Source organism: Sphingopyxis granuli (assembly GCF_001559015.1).
Taxonomy (GTDB): Bacteria; Pseudomonadota; Alphaproteobacteria; order Sphingomonadales; family Sphingomonadaceae; genus Sphingopyxis; species Sphingopyxis granuli.
Genome location: NZ_CP012199.1, coordinates 1,329,470 through 1,346,736, shown reverse-complemented (window position 1 = coordinate 1,346,736; position 17,267 = coordinate 1,329,470). Strand labels below are relative to the sequence as shown.

Genomic DNA, 17,267 nt, shown 5'->3' with positions numbered 1-17,267 from the left:
TTGCAGATTTATGACACGCCGCTCCAATTGCTAATGCCAACCTGTTGCAGGGTGACGAAAGGGACACATCCGTGCCGAAACCCGAATCCCCACAGGCCGCAGGACGGCGAGCGATCCGGGACCGACTCTACTCCGGCCGCTCGGCCTTCAACTCGCGCACCAGCGGTTGCAGGCGCTCGTCATATCTGGCGAGGGTCGTGTGCGCCCCGGCATGGTCGTAGAAGCTGACCAGTTCGCGCCCGTTCCAGTGGTGCAGCGCATAGGCCGGGTCCTCGGCGACGATCATCGGGCGGTCGTCGGGGCGGTCCGGGTCGATCGCCCGCAGGTCGAGCGACACCTGCGGCGCGGTCGAGGAGCAGATGGCGATGGTGCGTCCTTCCCACGCCACGGTCACGCTGCGATGCAAGTGGCCGCAGATCAGGCCGCGCACCTGCGGATGGCGGCGCACGACCCGGGTCAGGCGGTCGACCCAGGGTTCGCCGGGATGGGTGTTCATCCATTCGATCCCGCTTTCGATCGGCGGGTGGTGCATCACGATATAGGTGGGCTTGCCGCCATCCTTCGCCAGTTCGGCGTCGAGCCACGCCGCGCGGGCGCCGCAGAAGGCGCCGCCGTGGCGCCCCTCCTCCAGCGTGTCGATGGTCACCAGCCGCAGTTCGGGCAGTTCGATCGCATATTGGACGAAGCCGGCACCGTCGTCGAAGCCGGGGAAGGCCGCGTGGAACGGGTCGCGCAGGTCATGGTTGCCGACGCTCGGCCAGACCGGGAAGGGACAGCGCGAAAAGGCGGCCTTGAGCTGGGCATAGCTGTCGGCATCGCCGCAATCGGTGATGTCGCCGGTGGCGATCAGCAGGTCGGGGCGGTTCGGCCCCTCGATCAGCACGTCGAGCACGGCGTCGAGGCGCTTGCGGTTGTATTCGGCCGGATTATCCGGGTCGAAACCCAGATGGATATCGGTGATCTGGGCGATTAGCATATCCGTCCCCCACCCCGGCCGCCGGACCCCGACCGCCTGATCTTCATCCGCCGCGCCCTGTCGTCGAGGCCAGTTTCGGCGCCGAGCCGCGCCATATCTCATCATAGAGGCCGCGCACGCCCGGCCCTGTGATCAGGCTCACAGCCTGCGCGGCGGACGGCGGCCGATCGGCGATGGCCGCGCTTCCCTTCCTGCGCTGGCGTGCGGGCACCCACGGCTTGCCCCCGTCGCTGTGATATTCGTGGCACATCGCGCACGGCGATTCGGTCGCGGTTTCGACCTTGACCAGCCGCGCGCCACCCTCGCCGACATGGCAGTCGCGGCACTGGCGGAGGCCGGGGATCAGAAGGTCGCTCGCCGCCTTCGACCGCGTCGCCGCGACGTGGCAGTCGGCACAATCGGTTTCCCTGTGCGCGTCATGGTCGAACCAGCCCTTGGTCAGGAAGTGCGGCGTCTGGTTCACCGCCATCACGCGCCAGTCGTTGCCCGCGGCCGGCGCGAAGATGGTGTGGCAATCATAACAGGCGCCGCCTTTCGAGAAGACGGCGCGCACCGCATCCTCGGCGCGGTTCGGGCGTACCGCGACTTCGCGGAAATAGATGTTGTAGACCTGCCCCTCGGCATATTGGCCGGGCCGCCGCCGTTCCATCCCGCCGAGTTGCAGCGGCCGCGTCGGCGGGGTCGAGCGGTAATAGGCGATCAGGTCGGCGACGACCTGCCTGGGCTCGCCGTGCCGCAGCGTCCGCGTGACCCCGCCGACCGTCTCGAACGCGAGGCTGTGGCACATCGCGCAGTCGCGCTCCATCTCGACCGGCCTGATCCCTACCCCGTCGGCGTCGGGGCGGTGACAGTTCGCGCATTCGAGTTTCTGCCCGAAGCCATGGCGGCCACGGAAGCTCGCCGCCATGCGCGCGACGCCGCCATTGGTCTGCAGATGCAGGTCGTGCGGGAATTTGAGCCCGCCCTGATCGACGATCGCCCCCTTGCTCAGTGCCGCGCGCACCGGCTTCGCGCCCGGCGCGGTGCGCACCAGCGGCCGGAATTCGGGATGCAGCGTGCCGAAATCGGCGGCATCGGCGACGGTCGGCTCGAAGCCCGCCTTCATCAGCCGCGCCTGCATCCCGTCATGGCAGTCGGCGCAGAATTTCTGCGGCGTCGCGGGCATCGGTCCGGCGCCTTCATGCTCGGTATGGCAATCGACGCAGCGGCCTTGCGGCCGGTTGAAGGTCTTCGCGAAGCCCGCGAGGATGCGCTCGCCGACACCGGGCGGGTGCCGCGCCGCAAGCAGCATCGCGGTCGGAGCATTGGCGTGGGCCGCGCTCATCGCCTTGTGCTCGCCGGTATGGCAGCCGACACACGCCTTGTCGGTCACCGCGACGAAGGCGTCGACGTGGCACGACTGGCAGTCGCCCTTCAGGCTCTTGTGCGCGCTCGACAGCGGCCCCGACGACCAGGCGAGGTCGGCATGATAACCGCCCGGCCGCTCGTCGACCTGCCGATAGCTGTGCCACGCCCAGATCGGCCCGGCGAGGAAGGCAAGGAAGACGAGGATGGCGAAGGCCCAGGCGCCCAGCCGCTTGCCCGGCATCGTCCCGGCCAGCGAGAAGGCCTTCGCCTCGTCGACATCCTTCGACGATTGCGACAGTTCGTCGATCCGTTCGACGAGCAGGACGATCGCATCGCCCTCGCGCGCGATCGTCAGCCGGTGCCCGCCGAACCGCAGCTCGGCGCCCGCCGCGCTGTCGATGTCGGCGGCGTCGAGCGTGCGGCCGTTCAGGTCGAAGCCCAACCCCTCCTGCGCCGCGACATGGACATGGCGGCCGTCGCTGCTGCTGATCGTCGCATGGTGCGGGTTCACCGCCAGGTCGGGAATGTGGATGCCGTTGCCGCTTTCGCGCCCCAGCGTGATCGTGTCGCCCGGCAGCGGCTGGTCGCGGACGATCTGCTTGCCCGTCTTCGTCGTCGCGATGCGGCGCAGGATGAAGCTCATCGTCCCCCTCCCCGCCTACCAGTAGAAAAAAACGCTGACGATGTGCGCCGACAACGCCACGATCAACGCAAAACTCAGCGGAACATGCACATAAAGCCATATTTCGAGCAGTGACCGCAGCCGCAGATGCCGGCGCAGCCGCGCAAGCGCCGCCTCCTTCTGGCGCAGCAGACCGACAACCTTGCCGCGCGCTTCCGCATTGGCCGCGCGCGAACCCGCCAGCGCGCGCAGCGCCGCGGCCGTCGCACAGCGCAGATAGCGCCCGGTCAACCGCGCGCGGATGCCTCCCGCGAACGGGTCCTCGTCCAGCGCCGCGAGCAGCAGGACGGCATCCTCGGCCGTCAGCGGCTGCGCCGCGGCATGAAGCTGGCGGTCGAAGGCGCGGATCGCCTCGAGCATCTGCATCTGCGTCATCTGCTCGCGGTTGTTCGACAGCGCCGCCGGCAGCGTCGCATAGACGATCACGCCATAGAGCCCCGACAGGATGACGAGCATCATCAGCGCCCAGGCGAGCGTGTGGACGTTCCAGCCGAGCTGGAAACCGGTGTGCCAAGTGCCGATGACGATCAGGCTGAGCCCCAGATAGACATGCGCGGAGGTCCACGCCTTCAGCGACCAGTAATCGCTCGTCATCCGGCGCTTGCGATAGCCGAGCGCAGTGAGCCACAGGATCAGCGCGGCACCGATCGTCCCCAGCGTATAGCCGTACCAACTCCCGCCATTGGGACGCGGCGTCACATCGACCAGCGCATAGGAAACGACGATCAGCAGGCAAAGCATGCCGGAAATCTTCGCCCAGCGGAAATTGGCGTAGCGCAGGAATCCCTCGTGCCGGCGCTGACGGACGCGTTCGACATGGGTGCGCTGCGCACGGCGCCGGAACAGCGTCGCCATCAGTCGGCATCCTCTTCGAGCCGGGCAACCGAAAGAAATTCCTCGGGCGAGACGCGGATCGCGGCGCCTGTGGGACAGGCGCGCACGCAGGCGGGACCGCCGGCGATCCCCTTGCACATGTCGCACTTGACGGCGATCTTCTTGGACTTCTTGCCCTCAGGCATATTCGCCTTGGTCCATTTGGGCGACGGTTCGCCCGGCCCCGGGCCCCGGCCGAGCAGCAGCCAGCTGAGCAGACCGGGCTTCGGCGGCGGCGTCGATTCCATGCGGATCACGCCATAGGGGCAGTTGCGCATGCAGTTGCCGCAGCCGATGCAGCCATCCTCCATATAGACTTCGCCGTCGGGGCCGCGATGGATGACGTTCGGCGGACAGTCGGCCATACAGTGCGGATGCTCGCAGTGGCGGCAACTCGTCGGGACGTGCAGATGCGCGAAGGTCCGGCCCGCCTCGCGGTCGAGCCGCGACAGTCCTTCGTGGCTGTCGGCGCAGGCCTTTTCGCAATTGTCGCAGCCGACGCACAGATTCTCGTCGATCAGCAGCGCATCGGTCGCCTCGCCGAGCCCTTCCTTCATAATGAAGCTGGCGGTGTCCGAATAGAGGTCGACCGCGCTCGCATAGCTGATTTTGCGCGATTCGATGAAGCTGTTCATCGCCGCGCGCTCGGCGACCGCGGCCTCCGTCGCCTCGCGCACCTGCGGCCGCGCGGCGAGCATCGCCTTGAAGCCGGCGCCGGTCAGCTTGATCACCTCGCTGCCGATCGCGGCTTTGACGGTAGCGTTGCGCTTCTCTCCGCTCAGCACCGCCATTTCGCCGAAATAGCTGCCCGCGGGCAGGTAGCGCAGGAAGATCGACCGGCCGCCGATGTCCTTTTCGACCACCATCGAGCCCAAGCGGATGACATAGACGTCGTCGCCCGCGTCGCCCTCCACGACCACCGGCTTGCCGGCGGGCACGCGGATCACCTCGGCCCCGTCAATGACGGGCGCCAGATCATCGACCGTCAGGCCGCCCTTGAAGATCTGGAGAAGCTGGCGTTCGAGCGAGATGCGTTCGATGACGCGCTTCGCACCCGGAACCGCGCCCATCAGCTTGATCGCGGCGGTGCGCGACACCTCCACGAAGATACTGTCCTCACCGGCACGGATCGTCGCGCCGCGCTTGCGGCCAGAGATCAGCCCGACCTCGCCGAAGATCGATCCCTGCTCGATCGGCACGGTGACGCCCGGCGCCACCGCGACCAGCGCATGACCGTCGGCGATCGCGAACAGCGACGAACCCGGCTCGTCCTTTTCAAACACCACCTCGCCAGCGGGGTAATAGGCGACCTTCGAATCGAGCATGAATTCGCGCATCTGGAGCGGCGACACATCGGCAAAGATGCGCACCCGCGCGCGCAGATAATCGAGCCATTCGCTGACTGGTCGTTTTTGCGGCAGGTTTGCGAAGATCGTTGCAAGGTCCTTTTCGTCGGCGGGGGTCAACGCGCTGTTGCCGTTGATGAATTCGACGACGTCATAGCCCTGGTTCATGCAGTGCTTGATCAGCGGATAGCCCGCGAGCGCGCCGATGACGTAGATGCCGGGCACCGTCGTCTCGAAGGTCGGCGACAGCTTCGGAAAGGCTTCGCGGTCGGGGCCGGTGAATTCGATCCCCATCGATTCGACGAAGGCGCGCGGCGCGACGGATCCCAGCCGCGCGACGATCACGTCGCACTCGATCCGCTCGTCGCCGGTCGGCGTCTCCAGCGTCAGCCAGCCCGGTTCGACGATCTTGGGCTGGGTTTCGGTGCGGATGTCGATCGCGCCATTCTCGCCCGCCTCCATCAGGTCGGAGACGTTCTTCGCCTTGGCGCGCGCGAAATCCTTCGACCGGTTGAGGATCGTCACCCGGTTCTCGAGCGCCTCCTCGGCGACGCCGAGCGCATTTTCGATCCCCGCGTCGCCCGACCCGACGACCGTGATGTGCCGGTCCCTGAAATCCTCCGGGTCGTCGACCTGATAGATGATATGCGGCAGATCATTGCCGGGGCAGCGCAGCCAGTTCGGGTTGCCCTGCGTCCCGATCGCGAGCACGATATGCTCGGCGACGATCGTATCGCCGCTCGCCGTCCGGATATGGAAGGCGCCCTTTTCGCCCGTGACCTCGACGACCTCGGCGCGATAGGCGACGGTCACCTTGTTGGCCGCCGCGTCCTCGTCCCAGATGCCCAGGATCGCCTCGCGCGACCCTTCGTCGAAACGGCAGTCGGAGCGCAGGTCGAGGCGAGCCGGCGTCGCCATGACGTGCTTGCCCTTCTGATATTTGAAGATCGTGTCCGACAGATGGTCGGTCTTTTCGAGCAGCACATGGCTGAGCCCGAGCTGCGCCGCGCGCGCGGCGGCACTCAGCCCGGCGGGACCGGACCCGATGATCGCGACCCGGACCGGCTCGCTCATGCGCGCGCGGCCCGCGCGCGAAAGGCAGGTTCGCTGCGGCTGACGACCATCCTGACGAACATGCGCGCTGGCATCCCTTCCCCCTGGCCGCCAGCCCCCCGGCAACCTCTGCATGGATGCGACCCGGACTTATGTCCTGATCGAAACGCTATGCCCTTGAAAGCGGGGGCTGGTCAACCGGGGAGACGGATGCCGGCCGAAGCGCGCGCGATCAGCGCGCGGGCGCGACCCGGTTGCCGACGCCCTGGATCGACACGCGCGGGCGCGCCTTCCCGGCGGTGCTCCAGGTGACGACATTGTCGACGCCCGACACATTCACCGGCGCCCCGGCGCGCAGCGCGATGCGAATCCGGTTGTCGGTGCCGGTCACGGTCAGCGACGGGCAGTCGCCCACGAAGCTGATCTCGTTTTCGGTACCGCTGACGACCGCCGCGCGGCCCTCGCAATCGACGGTCAGCGTCTGTCCGACCCCGTCGATCGTCGCGCCGCTGCGCGTTCCGGCGCTGCCGCTCTGCGCAAAAGCCAGAGCCGGCACCGCGGCGACAAGGCCGATCGCGGCCATGACGGGGAATTTCGGGAAAAAGGCGTTCGAAAGCAAGGCTGTCTCCTTCACAACCCCTCGAATGCCCCATCGCATGGCATGCGCGGACAAATCTTGCTCCACGATGAACGAACGCGGTGCGGCGGACGATCAGGCGAGTTCGAACATCGCCGCGATGCGATCGGACGCCACCGGCTCGAAGCGCGACCAGCCGTCGGGGCCGAGCTTTTCGAGCGGGCGGAAGCGCGCCTTGTAGGCCATGCGCGCCGACCCCTCGATCCAGTAACCGAGATAGACATAGGGCAGGCCGGCCTTCGCGGCGCGCCGGACATGATCGGCGATGATGAAGGTGCCCAGTCCCTCGCGCAGCGGATGGTGGGCGTCGAAGAAGCTGTAGATCATCGACAGGCCGTCGCCCTGCCGGTCGGTCAGGCAGCAGCCGACGAGGCGGCCGCGGCCACCGTCGGCCGCCGGTTCGCGATATTCGATCATGTAGGAATCGACCGGCGTCTGCTCGACCATGTCGGCAAAATCCTGCTCGTCCATGTCGGCCATGCCGCCGCTCGGGTGGCGCGACAGCAGATAGGCGCGCAGCAGCGCATATTGCTCCTCGGTCGCCCACGGCTTGCAGGCGGTGACGACAAGGTCGCCGTTGCGGCGCATCGTGCGCTTCTGCGACTGGCTGGGCCGGAATTCCGCGGCGCAGACGCGCACCGAGACGCAGGCCGAGCAATCGGCGCAGCTCGGGCGGTAGGCGACCGACTGGCTGCGGCGGAAGCCGATCCGGCCGAGCGCGTCGTTGAGCTCGTTCGCATTGTTGCCGCTCAGTTCGGTGAATACCTTGCGCTCGGTCCGGCCCTCCAGATAGGGGCAGGGCGCGGGGCTGGTGACGAAGAAGCGCGGGAAACGGAACGGTGCGGACACGCGGACTAGACCTCCAGACTTGTGATGCGGATCCCCCCACGCGGGTCCGGCGCGTTCTTTCCACCGACTATGCCGCCCCGCGTCAATGGTGCAAAGACCGTTTACCATTTTTGTTCGTCCCGATCTGAATCAGATCGAAAAACCGCGCGGTCGGGCCGGACATTCTGTCCCGTTTCGAATCGATCAGGCGTAGCCCTTGAGCTCGTCGCCGGTCAGCGTCGCGACGTGGAGCACGTTGGTCGACCCCGGCGTGCCGAAGGGAACCCCCGCCATCATCACCAGCTTCGCGCCCGCCTGGCCGACGCCGTGGCGCAGCGCCATGCGCTTGCCCTTGGCGATCATCTCCTCGAAGCTGCCGATGTCCTTGGTCGGCACCGCGTGCGCGCCCCACAGCAGGCCGAGCCGCCGCGCCGCCTCGCGCTTCGGGGTCAGGATGAGCAGCGGCGCGCCGGGCCGCTCGCGCGCGACGCGGCGCGCGGTCGAGCCCGACGCGGTGAAGCAGATGATCGCGTCGGCGGCGATCGTCGCGATGATCCCGCCCGCCGCCTCGGCCAGCGCGTCGGCGGTCGTCGCGTCGGGAAAGGTCTCGGTGAAATGGAGCCGGCGGTAATAGTCGGGATCGCCCTCGACCGAGCGCGCGATCGAATCCATCATCGTCACCGCCTCGACCGGCCAGGCGCCCGCCGCGGTCTCCGCCGACAGCATGATCGCGTCGGCGCCGTCATAGATGGCGGTCGCGACGTCGGACACCTCGGCGCGCGTCGGGGTGGGCGAGACGATCATCGATTCGAGCATCTGGGTGGCGACGACGACCGGCTTGCCCAGCCGCCGCGCCGTCGCGACGATGCGCTTCTGGAGCGGCGGCACCGCCTCGGGCGGCAGTTCGACGCCCAGGTCGCCGCGCGCGACCATCGCGGCGTCGGCGATCTCCAGTATCTCCTCGAGCCGGGCGACGCCCGCGGGCTTCTCGAACTTGACGAGCAGCGCCGCCTTGCCCCCGATCAGCCGCCGCGCCTCGGCCACGTCCTCGGGCCGCTGGACGAAGGACAAGGCGATCCAGTCGACATGCTGTTCGAGCGCGAAGGACAGGTCGCGGCGGTCCTTTTCGGTGAGCGCGGCGAGCGGCACGACGACGTCGGGGACGTTGACGCCCTTGCGGTCCGAAATGCGGCCACCGACCTCGACGATCGTCGCGATGCAGTCGGAAGTCACGCTCTTCACGCGCAGCACCAGCTTGCCGTCGTCGATCAGCAGCCGCGTGCCGGGTTCGAGCGCGGCGAACAATTCGGGGTGCGGCAGGTGGACGCGCTGCGCATCCCCCGGCACCGGATCGGTGTCGAGCACGAACGCCTGCCCCGTCACCAGCTCCGCCGGGCCGTCCGCGAACGTCCCGACGCGCAGCTTGGGACCCTGCAGATCGACGAGGATCGTCGACGGGCGCCCGGTCGCCTTCTCGAGCGCGCGAATCGCCGCGATCACCTTCGCATGCCCCGCGTGGTCGCCATGGCTCATGTTGACGCGGAAAGCGTCGGCACCGGCGCGGTGCAGCGCGGCGATCATCTCCGGATTCGCGCTCGCGGGGCCGAGCGTGGCGAGGATGCGCACCTTGCGCTGGCGGGGGGGAAGGGTGTGGACCACGGTTGCTCCGCTTGCCTGATTGCCGTTACGGTGCGTGGGCATGGCGCTTCGTTCGCGCCATGGCAACCGCGCGATACCGATTGATCCACGCAAAAGGAGGCAGCCATGGCGTGCAGCGAAGACCAGAACGGCGTGGACGATCCGCTCGACGCCCTCGACGATGCGGCGGCCGCGGCGGCGTTCCGGCGGCTGGTACGCCTGCTCCGGCACCGCCACGACGCCGCCAACATCGACCTGATGGGGCTGGCCGGTTTTTGCCGCAACTGCCTGGGCGACTGGATCGCCGAGGCGGACGGGATGGACAAGGAGGCGGCCCGCGCGATCGTCCACGGCATGCCGACCGCCGAGTGGAAGGCGCGCCACCATGTTCCCGCGACCGCCGAGCAGCTCCGCCGGATGGAAGAAAGCATGGCGAAGAATCCCGGACCCCGCTAGAGCGCGTTCGGTTTTGATGGAATCAAAACCGGCACTCTAAGGCGTGTGGGGATTCAGAGTCTATCGCCGCGATATTGTATAAAGCCGTGTTCCCCCGCGAAGGCGGGGGTCCATCTTCGGCCGGTTCCATCTCGAAACCACCGCAGATGGGTCCCCGCCTTCGCGGGGACACACGATAAAGGACAGTTGCAAGATGAATCCCCACACGCCTTAGCTGGCGATCACTTCGTTCCGCTCGCGATGACGCCAGCGGTCAATCTGGGCGCATCGCGCCCTATGGTCTGTGGGGATTTGGCGTTCTGCGCGGTTTCTCCCATTCGTCACCCTGAACTTGTTTGGCGTTTATACCCCTGAGACAGGGATGCTGGTGATCCCCGGCGAAAGCCGGGGTCCATGCGAGGCAGCGCTGTGCCATCTGGACCCCGGCTTTCGCCGGGGAACGCTCACCTGTCGGAAGGGGATAATTGCGAACTTGTTTCAGAGCCTGCCCCGGACCCGATCCGGGGGTCCATGGTCTGCCCGCGAATGAAAGGCGGCACAAAAGGGAAGGTCCGGCCATGGATGCTGAAACGAGTCAGCATGACGAACGGATGAGGCAGCGTGCCGAAATCCGAATCCCCGCAGACCATAGAGCGGCGGATCCGATTACATCGGATCGGCCGCTCCAGATTCCTGTTCTTCCGCATTTTCTGAATCGTCAGGTGATTCCACCTGACTGGAAAATGCTCTAGGGGAGCCGCCGAGGCGATTCTCGCCCCCCATCCAACCCATCCAGCGGAGCATGACATGAGCGAAGCCACCACTGCCGACCAACAACTGCGCCTTTTCATCGAGCGCGTCGAGCGGCTGGAGGAAGAGAAGAAAGGCATCGCCGACGATATCCGCGACGTCTATCTCGAAGCGAAATCGCAGGGTTACGACCCCAAGATCATGCGCCAGATCGTCCGCCTGCGCAAAATGCCGGTGCACGACCGCAAGGAGATGGAAGCCATCCTCGACGTCTATAAATCGGCGCTCGGGATCGACTGAGGACGGCCCATATCACTCTCTCCCGTTCGCCCTGAGCTTGTCGAAGCCTGTCCTGAGCGCCTGCAAGGCAGTCGAAAGGGGCCGTTCTTTTCTTTAAACATGGAAAACAAGGACGGGGCTTCGACAAGCTCAGCCCGAACAGATTTGATGAAGGGTTCATGGTTATGTTCAGCACCACCACCAACACCGTCGAGGGCCGTCCGGTCCGCGACTATCTGGGCATCGTCACCGGCGAGGTGATCGTCGGCGCAAACATCTTCCGCGACCTGTTCGCCAGCATCACCGACATCGTCGGCGGCCGCTCGGGCAAATATGAGGACGTCCTCGCCCGCGCGCGCAAGGAAGCGCTGGGCGAGATGGAGGCCGAGGCGGCGAAGCTCGGCGGCAATGCGGTGGTCGGCGTCGACATCGACTATGAGGTGCTCGGCCAGAACGGGTCGATGCTGATGGTGTCGGCGAGCGGGACCGCGGTCGTCCTCTGACGCGGCGGTTGTTTCGAAAAGCCGTTCACGCTAGGGGCGACGCCACATTTTCCATATCGATGGAGGTAGGCTGTGGCCGGCCATAGCAAATTCAAGAACATCATGTATCGCAAGGGCGCGCAGGACAAGAAGCGCAGCGCCCTCTTCTCCAAGCTCGCGCGCGAAATCACCGTCGCGGCGAAGATGGGCCTGCCCGACCCCGACGCCAACGCCCGCCTGCGCGCCGCGGTCAACGCGGCCAAGGCGCAGTCGATGCCCAAGGACAATATCCAGCGCGCGATCGACAAGGCATCGGGCGGCGACGGCGAGAATTACGAGGAAATCCGCTACGAAGGCTATGGCCCCGGCGGCGTCTCGCTGATCGTCGAGGCGCTGACCGACAACCGCAACCGCACCGCGACCAACGTCCGCACCGCGTTCAGCAAGAACGGCGGCAACCTCGGCACCAGCGGCAGCGTCAGCCACGGTTTCGACCGGCTCGGCCAGATCACCTATCCGGCGAGCGCGGGCGACGCCGACACGGTGTTCGAAGCCGCGCTCGACGCCGGCGCCGACGACGTCGAGTCGTCCGAGGACGGCCATGAAATCTGGACCAGCGTCGATGCCCTGCACGAAGTCGCCAAGGCGATCGAGGCGAAGCTGGGCGAGGCCGAGAGCGTGAAGCTCGCGTGGCGCCCGACGATCAGGAGCGAGATCGCCGACGAGGCGACCGCGCAGACGCTGTTCAGACTGATCGATACGCTCGACGACGACGACGACGTGCAGACCGTCTGGGGCAATTACGAGATTCCCGACGCGGTGCTGGAGAAACTGGGGTGATCATTCCCTCTCCCCCTGGGGGAGAGGGATGCGGAGACTTGCGGGCTTTGCCCGCTGGTCGCAGCTGGGTGAGGGCATGCCTCCGCCGCACTCCCTCACCAAGTCCGGCTAGCCAGACAAGCTGGCAAGCCTTCCTATCCTCTCCCCCAAGGGGAGAGGAATGTCGGTGATCATCCTCGGCCTCGATCCGTCGCTCAGTTGCACCGGCTGGGGCGTCATCCGCGTCGAAGGCAGCCGGATCAGCCATGTCGCCAACGGGCAGGTCAAGACCGACGCCAGGGCCGCCCTGCCCGACCGCCTCGCACATCTCGACACCGTGCTTGCGGCGGTGATCGCCGATCATGCTCCTGCCCAGGCCGCGGTCGAGGAGGTGTTCGTCAACGACAATCCGCAGTCGACGCTGAAGCTCGCGCACGCGCGCGGCGTCGCGCTGCTCGCCTGCGCGCGCGGCGGCCTGCCGGTGGCGGAATATGCGCCGCGGCTCGTCAAGAAGGCGATCGTCGGCACCGGCGGCGCGGCGAAGGAACAGGTGCAGGCGATGCTGCGCGTGCTGCTCCCCGGCGCGCAGGTCGCGGGCGCCGACGCGGCCGATGCGCTGGCGGTGGCGATCTGCCACGCCAATCACCGACCGCGCGTTTGAATATGGCACGCGAAGGCGCGAAATTATTTTCGAGGCCGCCGCCCGAAGCATAGATGTTCCCTTTTCATTCCCGTCGCGCTAGGCACGGGACATGATCGCGAAACTCACCGGAAAACTGGACAGCAGCGGCGCGGGCCATGCGGTGATCGACGTCGGCGGCGTCGGCTGGCTGGTCGAGGCGTCGGCACGCACGTTGGACGCGCTCGGCCCGGTCGGCGGCGACGTGACCGTCCACACCGAAATGCTGGTCGGCGAGGATTTTCTGCGCCTGCTGGGCTTCGCGCGCGCCGAGGAGCGCGACTGGTTCCGTCTGCTGACCAGCGTCCAGGGCGTCGGCGCCAAGGTCGCGCTCGCGATCCTCTCGGCGCTGGAAATCGGCGACCTGCAACGCGCGCTCGCCACCGGCGACAGCGCAATGGTCGCGCGCGCCAACGGCGTCGGGCCGAAGCTCGCGCAGCGCATCACGCATGAACTGAAGGACAAGGCGGGGGCGCTGGGTGGGATCGCCGGGAGTTCGAATCCCACCCTGTCTGCCGCTGCCGGCCCGCTCGGCGACGCCATCGCCGCCCTCACCGGCCTCGGCTTCAAGCCGGGCGAAGCCAGCACCGCGGTCGCGGCGGCCAGCGAGGAGCTGGGCGCGGGCGCCTCGCTCGATGCGCTGGTGCGGGTAGCGCTGAAGAAGGCGGCGAAATGACCGAAGCCGTCCGCCACGCCGCCTGCCGCTGCGGCCAGCTCCGCATCGCCTGCACCGGCGAGCCGGTGCGCGTGTCGGTATGCCATTGCCGCAACTGCAAGGCACGCAGCGGCAGCGCCTTTGCCGCGCAGGCCCGCTTCCCCGCCGACCGCGTCCGGACCGAGGGCGAGGCGACGATGTGGCAGCAGGCGGGCGACAGCGGCAAAGTCGCCGACTTCTTCTTCTGCGCCGAATGCGGCGCGACGCTGTGGTATCGCAACGGCCCGCAGCGCGAATATGCGGTGCCGCTCGGCAATTTCGAGCCGGGGCACGGCTTGACGCCGCGTGTCTCCGTCTATGAGGAACGGCGGGACCCGTGGGTCGCGATCGTGGGCGAAGGGATCGAGCATCTTGACTGAGCGCGCACCGTCAACCTCCTTCGTCATGCTGAACTTGTTTCAGCATCCATGGCCCTGAACAGGCTGCCATGCGCGACGTTTTTCAGCCCTGCATCTACATCCTCGCCAATCACAAGGGCGGCACGCTCTACATCGGTGTCTCATCCAACCTCGCTCAGCGCCTGTGGCAACATCACAGCGGCGTTACCAAAGGCTTTGCCGCGAAATATCGCACATATCGCCTCGTCCATTTCGAACTGTTCGGAACGATGGAGTTGGCCATTGCCCGCGAAAAGCAGCTCAAGAACTGGCACCGCCAATGGAAGATCAACCTGATCGACGCCGGCAATCCGGAATGGCGCGATCTCGCATTCGAAGTCGGCGCGGAATCGATCGGTCAGACCATGGATGCTGAAACAAGTTCAGCATGACGAAGATTTTGACACCCGACTCTTCGCTCTCATTTCTCGTCACCCTGAACTTGTTTCAGGGTCCATGGCCGGACGTGTCGGACGAAGCCGCACGCCGAAACCGTTTCAGCATGACGAGATTTACGGGTATCGCCAGACCGTGACCGACCTCACCACTCCCACGCGCACCCCCGAGGACGCCGACGCCGCGCTGCGGCCCAAATCGCTCGCCGAGTTCGTCGGGCAGGCGGCGGCGCGGGAGAATCTGCGCATCTTCATCGAGGCGGCGAAGGCGCGCTCGGACGCGCTCGACCATGTGCTCTTCTTCGGGCCGCCGGGGCTGGGCAAGACGACGCTGGCGCAGATCGTCGCGCGCGAACTGGGGGTCGGGTTCCGATCAACCAGCGGCCCGGTGATCGCCAAGGCGGGCGACCTCGCGGCGCTGCTCACCAATCTGGAGGACGGCGACGTCCTGTTCATCGACGAGATCCACCGGCTTGCGCCCGCGGTCGAGGAAATCCTCTATCCGGCGATGGAGGATCGCGCGCTCGACATCATGATCGGCGAAGGGCCGTCGGCGCGGTCGGTACGGATCGACCTGCCGAAATTCACGCTGGTCGGCGCGACGACGCGGCAGGGCCTGCTGACGACGCCGCTGCGCGACCGTTTCGGCATTCCGGTGCGGCTCAATTTCTACACGCACGCCGAACTCGAACAGGTGATCGGCCGCGCCGCACGGCTGCTCGGTCTCGGCATCGCGTCCGACGGCGCGCTCGAGATCGCGAAGCGCTCGCGCGGGACGCCGCGCATCGCCGGGCGGCTGCTGCGCCGGGTGCGCGATTTCGCCACCGTCGCCGGTGCGCCGACGGTCGACGCGAAGGTGGCGGACGCCGCGCTCAACCGGCTGGAAGTCGATGCGCTGGGGCTCGACGCGATGGACCGCCGCTATCTGACGATGATCGCCGACATTTATCGCGGCGGGCCGGTGGGGGCGGACACGCTCGCGGCGGGCCTGTCCGAGCCGCGCGACACGATCGAGGACGTCATCGAGCCCTATCTGCTCCAGATCGGCCTGATCGCCCGCACCGCGCGCGGACGGATGCTCAACGCCAGCGCGTGGAAGCATCTGGGGCTCAACCCGCCCGCCGGGACGCAGGACGGGCTGTTCGACCAGGGAAAATAGGGCCCGAACCGCCACTTTCCCCATCAAATGCCGCGGACCTGCGACGAATTGTGAAACGGGGGTTTGCGACGAGTCGAGCACCCGCTATCGGTCTGTCGATGGTCGATGTTCCGCCACCCTTCATCCCCGGCGCTTTCGTGGGGACCGCGCATCATTATCGCGTGCGCGTCTATTTCGAGGACACCGACCTGAGCGGCATCGTCTATCACGCCAATTACCTGCGCTATATGGAACGCGCGCGATCGGACATGCTGCGCATCGCCGGCATCGACCAGCGCGCGGCGATGGAGGGCGGCGAAGGCACATGGGCGGTCACCGACCTTGCCATCCGATATCGCCGTCCCGCGAAGCTCGACGACGACCTGCTCGTCGTCAGCACGGTCGAGGCGGTGCGCGGCGCCAGCGTCGTCATCGCGCAGCGCATCCTTCGCGGTCCGGACGAGTTAACGAACGGACACGTCACCGCCGCCTTCCTGTCGCCCGAGGGCCGGCCGCGCCGCCAGCCCGCGGGCTGGGCCGATCGCTTCACCGCCATCATGAATGGAGAGACCATCCCTTGCTAGACAATATCAAGCTGGCCGCCGACGCGGCGACATTGTCCCCCGTGGCGCTGTTCCTGCAGGCCGACATCGTGGTCAAGGCGGTGATGATCGGCCTGCTCGCCGCATCCGTCTATGTCTGGGCGGTGATCATCGGTCACGGCCGCAGCGTCGGCAAGATGATGCGCGCCTCCGAACGCTTCGAGCGCGATTTCTGGCGCGCGGGCAACATCGACAAATTCTATGACGAAAACGGCCGCGAGGAACTGCCGAGTGCCAAGGTGCTGTCGGCTGGAATCAGCGAGTGGCGGCGGTCGACCGCGGGCAAGTCCGTCGACCGCGAAGGCACGCGCGAGCGGCTGGGCGTCGCGATGAACGCGGCGGTCGAGGGTGAGGTCGACCGGCTGGCCGAGAAGATCGGCCCGCTCGCCACCATCGGCGCGGTCGCGCCTTTCGTCGGGCTGTTCGGGACCGTGTGGGGCATCATGCGCAGTTTCACGGCGATCGCGGCCGAGAACAACAGTAGCCTCGCCGTCGTCGCGCCCGGCATCGCCGAGGCACTGTTCGCGACCGCGATCGGCCTGTTCGCGGCGATTCCGGCGGTGATCGCGTACAACGCCTTCTCGCAGCGGCTGAACCGGCTCGAATCGCGGCTCGGCCGCTTCGCCGACGGGCTGCACGCGACCTTCAGCCGCGAACTGGAGGTCGAGGGCTGATGGCGATGAGCGGCCCTTCGGGCGGCGCCGGCGGCCGGCGGCGCGGACGCGGCGGGCGCCGCGCGCCGATGTCGGAGATCAACGTCACTCCGCTCGTCGACGTGATGCTGGTGCTGCTGATCATCTTCATGATCACCGCGCCGCTGCTCGCCTCCGCGGTGCCGATCGACCTGCCCGAAAGCCGGGCGAAGCCGGTCGAGACCGAGGAGCAGGAGCCGGTGCAGCTGTCGATCGGCGCCGACGACACCATCTATATCGGCGACCAGGCGGTGGCCGAGGCCGACCTGCCCGCGCGGCTGGAGGTCATCGCACGCGAGGATCGAAGCAAGGAACGCCCCCGCCAGATCATGCTCCGCGCCGACAAGGGGCTCGATTATGGCCGGGTGATGCGCGTGATGGGCGAGCTCAACCGCGCCGGCCTGTCGCGCATCGCGCTGGTCACGACCGGATCGTCGGACGCCGCACCCGCCGCGACGGTCACCGACGGTTCAGACAGCGGGCAATAGGCACGAGGCATGGCTGCGGCACAGGCACCAAGGGGC

19 protein-coding genes are annotated in these 17,267 nt (G+C 67.2%); 12 read left to right on the top strand and 7 right to left on the bottom strand.

Annotation, left to right across the window (positions count from 1 at the left end):
- Nucleotides 1-127 precede the first annotated feature (127 nt).
- The 7 genes from SGRAN_RS06235 to pyk all read right to left on the bottom strand — a co-directional run bounded on the left by SGRAN_RS06235 (nt 128) and on the right by pyk (nt 9,443).
- On the bottom strand, nt 128-976 hold the full coding sequence (locus SGRAN_RS06235) for a phosphodiesterase (RefSeq protein WP_067181682.1): 849 nt from the start codon (nt 974-976) through the stop codon (nt 128-130).
- Between the two features lie 43 nt (nt 977-1,019).
- Nucleotides 1,020-2,966: a cytochrome c3 family protein gene (locus SGRAN_RS06230; RefSeq protein ID WP_067181680.1), complete on the bottom strand. Its 1,947-nt coding sequence runs from the start codon at nt 2,964-2,966 to the stop codon at nt 1,020-1,022.
- Between the two features lie 15 nt (nt 2,967-2,981).
- The gene (locus SGRAN_RS06225; RefSeq protein WP_067181678.1) at nt 2,982-3,860 is read right to left on the bottom strand and encodes a hypothetical protein; all 879 of its coding nucleotides are present in this window, start codon (nt 3,858-3,860) and stop codon (nt 2,982-2,984) included.
- Nucleotides 3,860-6,298, bottom strand: coding sequence for an FAD-dependent oxidoreductase (locus SGRAN_RS06220; RefSeq protein WP_067181675.1), 2,439 nt, complete (start codon nt 6,296-6,298; stop codon nt 3,860-3,862). Before SGRAN_RS06220 ends, SGRAN_RS06225 begins: the two co-directional genes overlap by 1 nt.
- A gap of 211 nt (nt 6,299-6,509) precedes the next feature.
- Complete coding sequence (locus SGRAN_RS06215) at nt 6,510-6,896, bottom strand: DUF3060 domain-containing protein (RefSeq protein ID WP_067181672.1); 387 nt, start codon at nt 6,894-6,896, stop codon at nt 6,510-6,512.
- Nucleotides 6,897-6,989: 93 nt separating this feature from the next.
- A complete protein-coding gene (locus tag SGRAN_RS06210) occupies nt 6,990-7,763 on the bottom strand; it encodes an arginyltransferase (RefSeq protein ID WP_067113001.1) in 774 nt (257 codons plus the stop codon).
- 183 nt (nt 7,764-7,946) lie between these two features.
- Nucleotides 7,947-9,443 (bottom strand): pyruvate kinase, encoded by a 1,497-nt coding sequence (gene pyk / locus SGRAN_RS06205; RefSeq protein ID WP_237233867.1) that lies wholly within the window; start codon nt 9,441-9,443, stop codon nt 7,947-7,949.
- A gap of 63 nt (nt 9,444-9,506) precedes the next feature.
- On the opposite strand from pyk, the gene SGRAN_RS06200 reads away from it, so the two are divergent.
- The 12 genes from SGRAN_RS06200 (at nt 9,507) to tolR (ending at nt 17,231) form a co-directional block, all read left to right on the top strand.
- Complete coding sequence (locus SGRAN_RS06200; RefSeq protein WP_067112997.1) at nt 9,507-9,836, top strand: DUF1244 domain-containing protein; 330 nt, start codon at nt 9,507-9,509, stop codon at nt 9,834-9,836.
- A 786-nt stretch (nt 9,837-10,622) separates the two neighbouring features.
- Complete coding sequence (locus tag SGRAN_RS06195; protein ID WP_067112377.1) at nt 10,623-10,865, top strand: DUF2312 domain-containing protein; 243 nt, start codon at nt 10,623-10,625, stop codon at nt 10,863-10,865.
- Between the two features lie 164 nt (nt 10,866-11,029).
- The gene (locus SGRAN_RS06190; protein WP_067181670.1) at nt 11,030-11,347 is read left to right on the top strand and encodes a YbjQ family protein; all 318 of its coding nucleotides are present in this window, start codon (nt 11,030-11,032) and stop codon (nt 11,345-11,347) included.
- Between the two features lie 72 nt (nt 11,348-11,419).
- On the top strand, nt 11,420-12,166 hold the full coding sequence (locus tag SGRAN_RS06185; protein WP_067112384.1) for a YebC/PmpR family DNA-binding transcriptional regulator: 747 nt from the start codon (nt 11,420-11,422) through the stop codon (nt 12,164-12,166).
- A gap of 166 nt (nt 12,167-12,332) precedes the next feature.
- Nucleotides 12,333-12,806, top strand: a complete 474-nt coding sequence (ruvC, locus tag SGRAN_RS06180; RefSeq protein WP_067186937.1) for a crossover junction endodeoxyribonuclease RuvC — start codon at nt 12,333-12,335, stop codon at nt 12,804-12,806.
- Between the two features lie 91 nt (nt 12,807-12,897).
- Complete coding sequence (ruvA, locus tag SGRAN_RS06175; protein WP_067181668.1) at nt 12,898-13,500, top strand: Holliday junction branch migration protein RuvA; 603 nt, start codon at nt 12,898-12,900, stop codon at nt 13,498-13,500.
- On the top strand, nt 13,497-13,898 hold the full coding sequence (locus SGRAN_RS06170; protein WP_067181665.1) for a GFA family protein: 402 nt from the start codon (nt 13,497-13,499) through the stop codon (nt 13,896-13,898). Before ruvA ends, SGRAN_RS06170 begins: the two co-directional genes overlap by 4 nt.
- A 68-nt stretch (nt 13,899-13,966) precedes the next feature.
- Nucleotides 13,967-14,308, top strand: coding sequence for a GIY-YIG nuclease family protein (locus SGRAN_RS06165; protein ID WP_067181662.1), 342 nt, complete (start codon nt 13,967-13,969; stop codon nt 14,306-14,308).
- A gap of 139 nt (nt 14,309-14,447) precedes the next feature.
- Nucleotides 14,448-15,470, top strand: coding sequence for a Holliday junction branch migration DNA helicase RuvB (gene ruvB / locus SGRAN_RS06160; RefSeq protein WP_148650957.1), 1,023 nt, complete (start codon nt 14,448-14,450; stop codon nt 15,468-15,470).
- 98 nt (nt 15,471-15,568) lie between these two features.
- On the top strand, nt 15,569-16,033 hold the full coding sequence (locus SGRAN_RS06155) for a YbgC/FadM family acyl-CoA thioesterase (protein WP_067181660.1): 465 nt from the start codon (nt 15,569-15,571) through the stop codon (nt 16,031-16,033).
- Nucleotides 16,027-16,725 carry a protein TolQ gene (tolQ, locus tag SGRAN_RS06150; protein WP_067181657.1) on the top strand — a complete coding sequence of 233 codons (699 nt, stop codon included), beginning with the start codon at nt 16,027-16,029 and terminating at the stop codon, nt 16,723-16,725. The genes SGRAN_RS06155 and tolQ overlap by 7 nt, the downstream gene beginning before the upstream one ends.
- A complete protein-coding gene (tolR, locus tag SGRAN_RS06145; protein ID WP_067181655.1) occupies nt 16,725-17,231 on the top strand; it encodes a protein TolR in 507 nt (168 codons plus the stop codon). Before tolQ ends, tolR begins: the two co-directional genes overlap by 1 nt.
- Nucleotides 17,232-17,267: the final 36 nt, after the last annotated feature.

Coding starts and splice junctions, on each gene's coding strand:
- SGRAN_RS06190 (WP_067181670.1), top strand. CDS start 11,030: ATGTTCAGCACCACCACCAACACCGTCGAGGGCCGTCCGGTCCGCGAC.
- SGRAN_RS06155 (WP_067181660.1), top strand. CDS start 15,569: ATGGTCGATGTTCCGCCACCCTTCATCCCCGGCGCTTTCGTGGGGACC.
- ruvA (WP_067181668.1), top strand. CDS start 12,898: ATGATCGCGAAACTCACCGGAAAACTGGACAGCAGCGGCGCGGGCCAT.
- SGRAN_RS06235 (WP_067181682.1), bottom strand. CDS start 976: ATGCTAATCGCCCAGATCACCGATATCCATCTGGGTTTCGACCCGGAT.
- tolR (WP_067181655.1), top strand. CDS start 16,725: ATGGCGATGAGCGGCCCTTCGGGCGGCGCCGGCGGCCGGCGGCGCGGA.
- SGRAN_RS06165 (WP_067181662.1), top strand. CDS start 13,967: ATGCGCGACGTTTTTCAGCCCTGCATCTACATCCTCGCCAATCACAAG.
- SGRAN_RS06200 (WP_067112997.1), top strand. CDS start 9,507: ATGGCGTGCAGCGAAGACCAGAACGGCGTGGACGATCCGCTCGACGCC.
- SGRAN_RS06220 (WP_067181675.1), bottom strand. CDS start 6,298: ATGAGCGAGCCGGTCCGGGTCGCGATCATCGGGTCCGGTCCCGCCGGG.
- pyk (WP_237233867.1), bottom strand. CDS start 9,443: ATGCCCACGCACCGTAACGGCAATCAGGCAAGCGGAGCAACCGTGGTC.
- SGRAN_RS06195 (WP_067112377.1), top strand. CDS start 10,623: ATGAGCGAAGCCACCACTGCCGACCAACAACTGCGCCTTTTCATCGAG.
- SGRAN_RS06230 (WP_067181680.1), bottom strand. CDS start 2,966: ATGAGCTTCATCCTGCGCCGCATCGCGACGACGAAGACGGGCAAGCAG.
- SGRAN_RS06170 (WP_067181665.1), top strand. CDS start 13,497: ATGACCGAAGCCGTCCGCCACGCCGCCTGCCGCTGCGGCCAGCTCCGC.
- SGRAN_RS06225 (WP_067181678.1), bottom strand. CDS start 3,860: ATGGCGACGCTGTTCCGGCGCCGTGCGCAGCGCACCCATGTCGAACGC.